Source organism: Leclercia sp. W6 (assembly GCF_003336345.1).
Taxonomy (GTDB): Bacteria; Pseudomonadota; Gammaproteobacteria; order Enterobacterales; family Enterobacteriaceae; genus Enterobacter.
This window is the reverse complement of sequence record NZ_CP031104.1, coordinates 1,797,393-1,808,783: the sequence shown is the minus strand read 5'-3', so window position 1 is coordinate 1,808,783 and position 11,391 is coordinate 1,797,393. Positions and strand designations below refer to the sequence as shown.

11 protein-coding genes are annotated in these 11,391 nt (G+C 56.1%); 3 read left to right on the top strand and 8 right to left on the bottom strand.

The annotated features are described in order from the left end of the window. The first annotated feature begins 227 nt into the window (after positions 1 to 227). On the top strand, positions 228 to 1,451 hold the full coding sequence (gene pepT, locus DVA43_RS08910) for a peptidase T (protein ID WP_114315326.1): 1,224 nt from the start codon (positions 228 to 230) through the stop codon (positions 1,449 to 1,451). Between the two features lie 95 nt (positions 1,452 to 1,546). Further along, on the top strand, positions 1,547 to 2,038 hold the full coding sequence (locus DVA43_RS08905) for a transposase (RefSeq protein ID WP_114315325.1): 492 nt from the start codon (positions 1,547 to 1,549) through the stop codon (positions 2,036 to 2,038). A 139-nt stretch (positions 2,039 to 2,177) separates the two neighbouring features. On the opposite strand, the gene DVA43_RS08900 is transcribed toward DVA43_RS08905, so the two are convergent. From DVA43_RS08900 to rluE, 8 genes are all read right to left on the bottom strand, one after another. Further along, positions 2,178 to 3,299 (bottom strand): cupin domain-containing protein, encoded by a 1,122-nt coding sequence (locus DVA43_RS08900; protein WP_114315324.1) that lies wholly within the window; start codon positions 3,297 to 3,299, stop codon positions 2,178 to 2,180. Between the two features lie 89 nt (positions 3,300 to 3,388). Next, positions 3,389 to 4,852, bottom strand: coding sequence for a two-component system sensor histidine kinase PhoQ (gene phoQ, locus DVA43_RS08895; protein ID WP_114315323.1), 1,464 nt, complete (start codon positions 4,850 to 4,852; stop codon positions 3,389 to 3,391). Next, entirely contained in the window at positions 4,853 to 5,524 is a 672-nt protein-coding gene (gene phoP, locus DVA43_RS08890; protein WP_039028964.1) for a two-component system response regulator PhoP, read from the bottom strand. A gap of 124 nt (positions 5,525 to 5,648) precedes the next feature. Next, positions 5,649 to 7,019 (bottom strand): adenylosuccinate lyase, encoded by a 1,371-nt coding sequence (gene purB, locus DVA43_RS08885; RefSeq protein WP_114315322.1) that lies wholly within the window; start codon positions 7,017 to 7,019, stop codon positions 5,649 to 5,651. Between the two features lie 19 nt (positions 7,020 to 7,038). Continuing rightward, entirely contained in the window at positions 7,039 to 7,668 is a 630-nt protein-coding gene (gene hflD, locus DVA43_RS08880) for a high frequency lysogenization protein HflD (protein WP_103823746.1), read from the bottom strand. 27 nt (positions 7,669 to 7,695) lie between these two features. Further along, positions 7,696 to 8,805 carry a tRNA 2-thiouridine(34) synthase MnmA gene (gene mnmA, locus DVA43_RS08875; RefSeq protein ID WP_139157103.1) on the bottom strand — a complete coding sequence of 370 codons (1,110 nt, stop codon included), beginning with the start codon at positions 8,803 to 8,805 and terminating at the stop codon, positions 7,696 to 7,698. Positions 8,806 to 8,846: 41 nt separating this feature from the next. Continuing rightward, complete coding sequence (locus tag DVA43_RS08870) at positions 8,847 to 9,320, bottom strand: NUDIX domain-containing protein (protein ID WP_114315321.1); 474 nt, start codon at positions 9,318 to 9,320, stop codon at positions 8,847 to 8,849. Then, positions 9,313 to 9,984: a 23S rRNA pseudouridine(2457) synthase RluE gene (gene rluE / locus DVA43_RS08865; protein WP_114315320.1), complete on the bottom strand. Its 672-nt coding sequence runs from the start codon at positions 9,982 to 9,984 to the stop codon at positions 9,313 to 9,315. The genes DVA43_RS08870 and rluE overlap by 8 nt, the downstream gene beginning before the upstream one ends. Before the next feature lie 117 nt (positions 9,985 to 10,101). On the opposite strand from rluE, the gene icd reads away from it, so the two are divergent. Continuing rightward, on the top strand, positions 10,102 to 11,352 hold the full coding sequence (gene icd, locus DVA43_RS08860) for an NADP-dependent isocitrate dehydrogenase (protein ID WP_114315319.1): 1,251 nt from the start codon (positions 10,102 to 10,104) through the stop codon (positions 11,350 to 11,352). Positions 11,353 to 11,391 lie beyond the last annotated feature (39 nt).

The following is an 11,391-nucleotide window of genomic DNA, read 5'->3' as shown; positions in this document are numbered from 1 at the left end:
CGCAGCGGGGTTTGTGGTTAACCACCTTGGTGAAACGTAATGAGGGCGGACATTCTACGGGAAAGCGCTGCAATCGCCAATCCTTGTTACCCATTGATAAGCTACATTTATTAGCAAACGACGAGAGAAACGGAAATATTCTCGTTTACGGGATAAAAGTGACCTGACGCAATATTTGGGTTTTGCTGCTTACTGATAATGTTGTCACGAAAAGTGAGGGTGACTGCATGGATAAATTACTTGAGCGTTTTTTACAGTACGTATCGCTGGATACCCAATCTAAGCCGGGTGTCCGCCAGGTGCCAAGCACCGAAGGGCAGTGGAAGCTGTTGCAGCTGTTAAAAAACCAGCTGGAGGAGTTGGGGCTCGTTAACGTGACCTTAAGTGAAAAAGGGACGGTAATGGGCACGCTACCTGCGAATGTGAGCGGTGATATTCCTGCCATTGGCTTTATTTCCCATGTCGATACCTCACCGGATTTTAGCGGTAAAAACGTCAATCCGCAGATTGTTGAGAATTATCGGGGCGGTGATATCGCCCTTGGCGTCGGTGACGAAGTGCTGTCGCCGGTGATGTTCCCGGTATTACACCAGCTGCTCGGCCAGACCCTGATCACCACCGACGGCAAAACGCTGCTGGGGGCTGATGACAAAGCGGGCGTTGCCGAGATCATGACCGCGCTGGCGGTGCTGAAGAACAACAACGTGCCGCACGGCGATATCCGCGTGGCCTTTACCCCCGATGAAGAGGTGGGCAAAGGGGCGAAGCATTTTGACGTTGAGGCGTTCGATGCCCGCTGGGCCTACACCGTCGATGGCGGCGGCGTGGGTGAGCTGGAGTTCGAGAACTTCAATGCGGCGTCGGTGAATATCCGTATCGTCGGCAACAACGTCCACCCAGGCACCGCGAAAGGAGTGATGGTGAACGCGCTATCGCTGGCGGCGCGCATTCATGCCGAAGTTCCGGAAGATGAAAGCCCGGAAAAAACCGAAGGCTATGAGGGCTTCTATCACCTCACCAGCATTAAAGGGACGGTGGATCGCGCGGATATGCACTACATCATCCGCGATTTTAACCGAGACGGGTTTGAAGCGCGCAAACGCAAGATGATGGATATCGCGAAAAAGGTGGGCAAAGGACTCCACCCGGACTGCTACATTGAGCTGGTCATCGAAGACAGCTATTACAATATGCATGAAAAGGTGATCGAGCATCCCTACATCCTTGAGGTGGCACAGCAGGCGATGCGCGACTGCGACGTTGAGCCGCAGCTCAAGCCGATCCGCGGCGGCACAGATGGCGCGCAGCTCTCCTTTATGGGGCTGCCGTGCCCGAATCTCTTCACCGGAGGCTATAACTACCACGGCAAGCATGAGTTCGTGACCCTCGAGGGGATGGAAAAAGCGGTGCAGGTGATTGTGCGGATTGCGGAGCTCACCGCAAAACAATAATCGCCGTTTGACGCCTTACCCGGCCTACGGTATACGCGTAGGCCGGGCAAACAACGTGCCGCCCGGCATTTCCACACATGAGGAGGGAACCTCATATGTCAAACTACCGTCGACATTATGTGCCAGGCGGAACCTGGTTTTTCACCGTTAACCTGCAAAACCGGCGCAGCGATCTGCTGACGCGTCATATCGATACGCTTCGTGCGGCAACGCAATGTGTTAAACGTCGCAAACCTTTTCTGATTAATGCCTGGGTGATCCTGCCGGAACATATGCACTGTATCTGGACGTTACCCGAAAATGACACGGATTACTCCGGCCGCTGGCGAGACATCAAAAAGACCTTCACCCGCGTGCTGGGGAAGCCAGGCATCTGGCAGCCACGCTTCTGGGAACATACCATCCGGGACGAAAACGACCTGCGGCGACATACGGATTACATCCATATCAACCCGCTGAAACATGGCTATGTGACGCGCGTGAAAGCGTGGCCATATTCCACTTTTCATCGTGATGTACGGGAAGGGATATACCCGGAGGATTGGGCTGGGGAGATAGAGGATTTTGACACCGGAGAGCGGCGATAAAAAAGTCGGGTGGCGGCTACGCCTTACCCGGCCTACGATTGGGTTTTGTAGGCCCGGTAAGCGAAGCGCCACCGGGCGTTGTCACAGACGACGTTGTAGGCCGGGCAAACGCAGTGCCGCCCGGCAACCCACAAACGACTCAGTCCTCGAAGAACCAGTACCCGCTGTTCACCAGCGCGGCCATCATCGCGAGGAACGACGGATCGTCCAGCGCATCGCCGAAATGATCGGCAGTCAGCACCATATGGCTGGCAAGGGCCTCCAGCGCCGGACGGTGCGGGGAATCCAGCTGCTCGCCATTGACGTACACCGCTTCGCCAATGCGTAACACCCGCAATCCACCCAGACGCGCCAGCTTGTCGCCCTGCTGAAGTGCATCATAGATTTCATCCGGCTGATACGGCGGTTCCGGCAGGGAGACGTCCAGCTCGTGACGGGACTGGCTGATAAACTCCCCGAACCACTGGTTGAAATGTTCCGGCTGGTTGATCATCTCAAGCATCATTCCGCGCAGCTGATCCAGCTCCTGCGGCAGAATATCGGCCGGATGTTCGCGGGAAGGGACCGCCGGATCGCTGAAGCGCTGGCTGCCCAGTTCGCGCTGCAGAACATAGTCGGCAAACCCGCTGATCATCTCGCGACCGCTTGGGGCACGGAAACCGACCGAATAGTTCATCGAGTTCTCTAGGGAGTAACCCTCATGCGGGAAACCCGGTGGAATATAGAGAATATCGCCCGGCTCCAGCTCTTCGTCGATGATGCCGACAAACGGATCGACCTGCAGCAGGTCGGGGTGCGGACAGTGCTGTTTCATCGGCACCTTTTCGCCCACGCGCCAGCGGCGGCGGCCGGTACCCTGGATGATAAACACATCGTACTGATCCAGATGCGGGCCAACGCCGCCCCCGGGTACGGAGAAGGAGATCATCAGATCGTCCATCCGCCAGTCGGGCAGGGCGCGGAATGGCAGCATCAGGGCTGCGGCGGGCTGGTGCCAGTGGTTAACTGCCTGCACCAGTAACGACCAGTTGCTCTCGCCCAGATGGTCGTAACTTTCAAACGGGCCGTGGCTCACCTGCCATTTACCGTCCTGATGGCTGACGAGACGACTGTCGACCTCGCTCTCCATGGCCAGGCCAGCCAGCTCATCGGGAGAGATCGGATCGACGAAATTGGCGATGCCGCGTTTCAGGACAACCGGACGTTTTTGCCAGTAACGTTCGATAAAGTCGGGCCAGTTAAGGGCTAATTGATAATCCATATTTATATTCCGCAGGCTTTTAATGACTCGGATTATAACGGAAGCTCGGCAGCCTGCGTGTGAGAATCACGCTTTTTTCACCCTGGGGTTTAACTATCGTCGCTTGTCAGATGCTGACGACCAAAAATTGCCTCCATTCGGGCACCCCCCAGCAGGCTGTCGCTGGTTTCGATTCTGCCACCATACTGCTCCACAATGTCCCGGGCGACCGAAAGACCGACCCCCTGGCCCGGGCGCAATGTGTCGGCGCGCTGGCCGCGATCGAAGACCTGGTCACGTTTGCCCTGAGGGATCCCGGGGCCATCATCCTCAACGATAATGTGCAGCTGGTCCTCTCCCTGACGGGCGGAGACTTCAACAAACTCCAGGCAATATTTACAGGCGTTATCCAGCAGGTTGCCCATCACTTCCATAAAGTCATTTTTTTCGCCGACGAAGCTGATTTCCGGGGAGATATCGAGGGTAATGTTCACCCCCTTGCGCTGGTAAACTTTGTTCAGCGCCGAAGTCAGACTGTCGAGCAGCGGGGCGACGGGGTGCAGCTCCCGGCTCAGCAGGGTGCTGCCGGTGCGCATGCTGGCCCGGTGCAGGTAGTAACCAATCTGCTGGGAGATACGGCTGATCTGCTCCAGCATCACGGGTTCTGCTTCCTCGGCGCTCAGCTTCGCGCTGCGCAGGGATCGCATCGTGCTCTGCATGGCCGCCAGCGGGGTTTTCAGGCTGTGGGTGAGATCGGTGAGGGTGGTGCGGTACTTATCGTAACGTTCGCGCTCGCTTTTCAGCAGCCGGTTAAGATTGCGCACCAGGCTGGTGAGTTCCCGGGTAGTGTTCGGGTCGAGTTTTTCACGGTGATGTTCTTCCAGCTCGCGCACCTCTTTGGCCAGCGACTCGATGGGGCGCAGGCTCCACCAGGCGGCAAGCCACAGCAGGGGAATCACCAGCAGCAGGTTGGCGGCGAGCACGTAGACGAACCAGTTCCACACCATATAAGAGCGTTTCAGCTCTACCGGAATAGTATCGATGACCACAATCGTCAGTTGGGGCATCTGGAGGGTCGCGGGATAGATATTTACCGCCACCGAGTGGGTCAGCTCGCTGTCGTCGTCATCCTCGCGGATCTCGGCCAGCTCCCGCTGCATGTTCCGGTCGTTACCGATCAGCACGCTGGTGGCATCAACATTGGCTTCCAGCTCATGAAAGCCGTTGGCTCTTAACCACTCCGGGCGGATGCTTTTAATCAGCCACGGCACGTCGCGCTGGGCCCAAAGCAGCTTGCCTTTTTCATCATAAATCAGCGACATGGTCGGGCTCTGGCGATCCAGATGCTCCGGCATATCGATGCTGATTTTATTGTCTTCCCATCTGGCGAGGGTATAGAAGAGATTGCTTTCGCCACGCAGCAGGCGGAAGGTGGTTTTGTCGAAACTGACGCTGTAGCCCACCAGCGCGACCATGCCGTAGGCCAGGGAGAGCACCAGCACCACTACTGCTGTCGCCAGCAGGAATCGAAACCGCAGCGACAGCGGCAGAAAGTGACGCAGGAGATTTTTCATTTAGCGTAATTCGAAAAGATAGCCCTGCCCGCGCACGGTGGTGATGACATCCTCCGGGTACTGCGCCTGAATTTTCTTACGCAGACGCCCCATCAGAACATCGATGGTGTGGCTTTCGCGCAGCTCCGCGTCAGGGTAGAGCTGGAGCATCAGGGAATCTTTGCTCACCACCTTGCCGCTGTTACGGATCAGCGTCTCCATAATGGTGTACTCAAAAGCCGTCAGCTTAATCACCTCGTCATTTATCGCCAGTTCGCGACGGGAGAGATCGACCTGAAACGGCGGAATGGAGATCACCTGCGAGGCCAGACCGCTGTTGCGGCGCATCAACGCCTGCATGCGGGCGGCAACTTCTTCAATATGGAAAGGTTTGGTGACGTAGTCATCGGCACCGGCGCTGAGCACTTCAACCTTATCCTGCCAGCCTTCGCGGGCGGTTAAAACCAGTACCGGCAAAGAGACATCGTGGCTGCGCCAGCGGCGGATCAGCGACAGACCATCTTCATCAGGCAGACCCAGGTCAACGATGGCGATATCGGGCAGATGTTCATTGAGATAGTAATCGGCTTCTTTGGCATCTTCAGCATCATCCACCTGATGCCCCATCTCCTGAAGCTGAACTTTCAGGTGATGACGTAGCAACGCATTATCCTCAACAACCAGTACGCGCATCATCGCTTCTCCCTAATATGAATGGTCAGAGTAGTTTAACGCTGATTATGTTGCGGCGGGGATAAACATTTCGTAAACCGGGGGAAAGGAACCCTCTTTCCGGGCGGAAAGAGGGTAAAAAGCGTTATTTCAGCTCATCAACCATCGCAATGGCGCGACCGATGTAGTTTGCCGGAGTCATCGCTTTCAGACGGGTTTTCTCCTCTTCTGGCAGGGCCAGACCGTCGATAAACTGCTTCATGCCTTCGGCATCCACGCGCTTGCCGCGGGTCAGCTCTTTCAGTTTTTCGTACGGCTTCTCGATACCATAGCGACGCATTACGGTCTGGATTGGCTCCGCCAGCACTTCCCAGTTGTGATCCAGTTCGTCGAGCAGACGCTCGCGGTTCACTTCCAGCTTGCTCACACCCTTCAGGGTAGACTGATACGCAATCAGCGCGTAGCCGATGCCCACGCCCAGGTTACGCAGCACGGTGGAGTCGGTCAGGTCGCGCTGCCAGCGGGAAACCGGCAGTTTGCTGGCCATATGCTGCAGCAGCGCGTTTGCCAGACCCAGGTTACCTTCGGAGTTTTCGAAGTCGATTGGGTTGACCTTGTGCGGCATGGTGGATGAGCCGATTTCACCGGCGATGGTCTTCTGCTTGAAGTGGTTCAGGGCGATGTAACCCCAGATGTCGCGGTCGAAGTCGATCAGAATGGTGTTGAAGCGCGCGATGCAGTCAAACAGCTCGGCAATGTAGTCGTGCGGCTCAATCTGGGTGGTGTACGGGTTCCACTGGATCCCCAGAGAGGTGACAAACTCTTCGCTGAACTGGTGCCAGTCCACTTCCGGGTAGGCTGCGATGTGGGCGTTATAGTTACCCACGGCGCCGTTGATTTTACCGAGGATCTCCACCTGCGCCAGCTGGCGGTACTGACGTTCCATACGGTAGGCGACGTTCGCCATCTCTTTGCCGATGGTGGACGGGGTTGCAGGCTGGCCGTGAGTACGGGAGAGCAGCGGGATATCGCGATACTCCACCGCCAGGGCTTTCACCGCATCGATGATTTTGCGCCAGTATGGTAAGACGACTTCTTCACGCGCGGTAGAGAGCATCAGCGCGTGGGAGAGGTTGTTGATATCTTCTGAGGTGCAGGCGAAGTGAATAAATTCTGATACCGCGTGCAGGGCTGGGACGCTTGCCACTTTCTCTTTCAGGAAATACTCAACCGCTTTCACGTCGTGGTTGGTGGTGCGCTCAATGGTCTTAATGCGCGCGGCATCTTCTTCATTGAATTCTGCGACGATTTTATCGAGGTAATCGTTTGCCTGGCTGTCAAAAGCAGGAACTTCCTTGATTGCTGCCTGCGCGGCCAGCTTTTGTAGCCAGCGTACTTCAACCTGTACACGGAATTTCAGCAGACCATATTCGCTGAAGATCCCGCGCAGCGCGCTGACTTTATCGCCGTAGCGTCCATCGACAGGGGAAACGGCGGTCAGTGAGGATAATTCCATAATTCGCAACTCCGGGAGGTTAACAATGAGCAAGAATTTGTTTTGCCTGAGTGGTCAGGCGATTACGAGAAAACATTAGCTGCAGGCGGCCACCGCCGACCTGTTGCCACAGTACCGCGGCACGAATACCGGCGAGCAGGGAGGCACGTACTTTGGCCTGCACCTGTGGGCTTTGCAATACGGCAGGGGAGCCGGTCACCTGGATGCGCGGCCCCAGTGGACTGATGACATCCACATAAATGCCCGCCATGGCGCTGAGTAAGGTGTCGGACTGCAGCTCGAAATGTTCCAGCTGGCGCTGCAGGCCGGTAATGCGCTCACCGAGGGTATCCATCGCCCCTTTGGCGGCATTCAGCTTACGCTCCAGCACCATCATGCTGAGGGTATAACGCGTCAGTTCGGCGTTGAGCCCCTGACGGTTGCTGGCATTTAACACGCCGAGCAAGGTTTCCAGACCGAGACGAAGATTCGCTTCGCTACCACCAAACACGCCGAGGGTTGAACTGGGGTTCAGATCCACGACGCTGTTGAGCGAAACGTGCAGCGCGTCAGCATCGCAGTGACCCTGATGCGCCAGCTGTTGCACCAGACGGGCAGACTGGCAAATTCCCGCCAGCGCCAGGGTGATGTCATAATAATTCTTCGCCACACTTGCTCCTTTCTGTGTGTTATCGCATTAAACCGCGGTCAGCGGCAGGCGTTGTTCGATGATACCGCCGCCAAGGCAGATTTCACCGCTGTAGAAGACAGCAGACTGACCCGGCGTCACGGCGGCGACCGGCTCGTCGAAACGCACTTCAATGCGTTCGTCATCAAGCGCAGTCACGGTGCAGGGGATATCGGTCTGACGGTAGCGGGTTTTCACCGTGCAGCGCAGCGTGCCTTTCAACGGCTCGCGATCGACCCAGTGCAGCTGTTGGGCAATCAGCCCGACGGACATCAGACGCGGATGGTCATGACCCTGGGCCACAATCAGAATATTGTTTTCGACATCTTTATCGACAACGTACCACGGATCTTCGCTACCCTCTTTGATACCGCCGATACCGAGGCCCTTACGCTGGCCCAGGGTGTGATACATCAGACCCTGGTGCTCGCCGATGGTATCGCCATCTACACTCACGATCTTACCCGGCTGGGCAGGGAGATAGCGGCCAAGGAACTCACGGAATTTGCGCTCGCCAATAAAGCAGATACCGGTTGAGTCTTTTTTCTTCGCGGTAATCAGATCCAGCTCTTCGGCGATTTTACGCACTTCTGGTTTTTCCAGCTCACCCACCGGGAACAGGCTCTGGGCAATCTGTTCGTGGCCGAGGGTATAGAGGAAGTAGCTCTGATCTTTGTTGCCGTCGAGCCCGCGCAGCAGCTGGCTTTTGCCGTCGACATCCGCGCGGCGCACGTAGTGTCCGGTGGCGATGTAGTCAGCACCCAGATCTTCAGCGGCGAACTCAAGGAAGGCTTTAAATTTGATCTCTTTGTTGCAAAGAATATCCGGGTTCGGCGTGCGGCCGGCTTTGTATTCAGCCAGGAAATGTTCGAACACGTTATCCCAGTATTCTGCGGCAAAATTGACGGTGTGCAGTTCAATGCCGAGCTTGTCGCATACCGCCTGGGCATCAGCCAGATCCGCGGCGGCCGTGCAGTATTCCTCGCCATCGTCCTCTTCCCAGTTCTTCATGAACAGGCCTTCAACCTTATAGCCCTGTTGCAGCAACAGCCAGGCAGAGACGGAAGAATCGACGCCGCCGGACATGCCGACGATCACTTTTTTTTGGCTTTCAGACATTGGAATACTCACGACATTGAACTTCAAGGCGGCGTATTCTATCACGCGCCCCCGGCATTGACACCCTCTGTAAACGGCCAGTTAAATTCGCCGATGGTCTCCAGCGGCAGACGCTGGCCGGTCAGGTAGCTGCGAATGCTCTCCGCAACCAGCGGGGAGCGCAGATTTGTTGCGTTAAGGATGGTGGCGGCATCCACCCACAGGCAACGATCGATGTCGCTGTCGTGCGGCTCAGTGGCGCACGTTTCGTTAAGCTCAATGGCGAACAAAAAACGGATAAACGGCGTTTTGTCCGGCGCGATCCATTGATGGAGGCGGATGAAATGTTGCGGCCTGGCATGAATGCCGGTCTCTTCCCACAGCTCACGCTGCGCCGCCTGGACCAGCGTCTCGTCGGCTTCAAGGTGGCCCGCAGGCTGATTCCAGAGCGCTTTGCCGTTGATGGTCTCTTCCACCACCAAAAATTTGCCCTGGGCGTGGACAATTGTGGCCACTGTGACATGCGGTTTAAACATGAGGCTCTCCTTGTTCGGTAACATCCCGCCACTCACCGTTGGCGAGGTTATCCAGCGTGTAACTGCCCATGGCGTAGCGGATCAGGCGCAACGTCGGATGGCCGACATGCGCCGTCATGCGCCGTACTTGGCGGTTACGGCCTTCATAAAGGGTGACTTTGATCCACGAAACGGGAATCGATTTGCGCTCGCGAATCGGCGGATTTCGCGGCCAGAGCCACTCTGGCTCATTCACTAGCTCAATGCCTGCGGGCAGGGTAGGGCCATCGTTCAGCGTAACGCCGTTACGTAAAGCATCCAGCGCCGCGTCGTCCGGGACACCTTCGACCTGCACATAGTAGATTTTGCCGGTGCGTTTGCCGGGCTGGGTGAGCCTGGCCTGGAGCTCGCCGTCGTTGGTGAGCACCATCAGCCCTTCGCTGTCGCGATCGAGTCGGCCTGCGGCATAGACCCCCTGAACGGGGATGTAATCCTTCAACGTGCTGCGTCCGGCTTCGTCGGTAAACTGCGGCAGGACATCGTAAGGTTTATTGAACAAAACGACGCGTGTTGGCGCGCGTTGCTTGCGTGGTCTGGACGCTTGTCGGGTGCTGAATCGTTCAACCCGGTGATTTCTAAAAGAAGTTTTCTGCATGGTATTTTCAGACGTTATCAATTGCCGCATTATAGCCTAATAACGAATGCCTTTCATGGCGCCAGACATTCAGGTACTATCGGTGGGCTCATTACAAATTATTAACATAAGATCAGTAACAACCAGAAGCGCTCGAAGGAGAGGTTAATGGAAAGCAAAGTAGTTGTTCCGGCGGAAGGTAAAAAGATCACCCTGCAAGACGGTAAGCTGAACGTTCCAAACAATCCGATTATCCCGTTCATCGAAGGTGACGGTATCGGTGTTGATGTAACCCCAGCGATGCTGAAAGTGGTGGATGCCGCTGTTGAGAAAGCCTATAAAGGCGAGCGTAAAATTTCCTGGATGGAAATTTACACCGGTGAAAAATCTACCCACGTTTACGGCCAGGATGTCTGGCTGCCAGCTGAAACACTGGACCTGATTCGTGACTACCGCGTTGCCATCAAAGGCCCGCTGACTACCCCAGTCGGTGGCGGTATTCGCTCCCTGAACGTTGCTCTGCGTCAGGAACTCGACCTGTACGTCTGCCTGCGCCCGGTACGTTACTACCAGGGTACCCCAAGCCCGGTTAAACACCCAGAACTGACCGACATGGTTATCTTCCGTGAGAACTCCGAAGATATCTATGCGGGCATCGAGTGGAAAGCGGACTCCGCAGAAGCCGAGAAAGTGATCAAGTTCCTGCGCGAAGAGATGGGCGTGAAGAAAATTCGCTTCCCTGAACATTGCGGTATCGGCATCAAGCCGTGCTCCGAAGAAGGCACCAAGCGCCTGGTTCGTGCAGCGATTGAGTACGCGATCACCAACGACCGTGACTCTGTGACCATCGTTCACAAAGGCAACATCATGAAGTTCACCGAAGGTTCGTTCAAAGACTGGGGTTACCAGCTGGCGGCGGAAGAGTTCGGTGGCGAGCTGATCGACGGCGGCCCATGGCAGAAGATCAAGAACCCGAACACCGGCAAAGAGATCATCATTAAAGATGTCATCGCCGATGCGTTCCTGCAGCAGATCCTGCTGCGTCCGGCTGAATACGACGTTATCGCCTGTATGAACCTGAACGGTGACTACATCTCCGACGCCCTGGCGGCGCAGGTTGGCGGTATCGGTATCGCACCTGGCGCGAACATCGGTGACGAGTGCGCCCTGTTCGAAGCGACCCACGGTACCGCACCGAAGTATGCTGGTCAGGATAAAGTGAACCCAGGTTCTATCATCCTCTCCGCAGAAATGATGCTGCGTCATATGGAATGGTTCGAAGCCGCAGACCTGATCGTTAAAGGTATGGAAGGCGCGATCAACAACAAGACCGTGACCTATGACTTCGAACGTCTGATGGAAGGCGCTAAACTGCTGAAATGTTCAGAGTTTGGTGACGCGATCATCGAAAACATGTAATCCAGAATCTGGGTTGTATGCGAACGGGAGCCTGTTGGT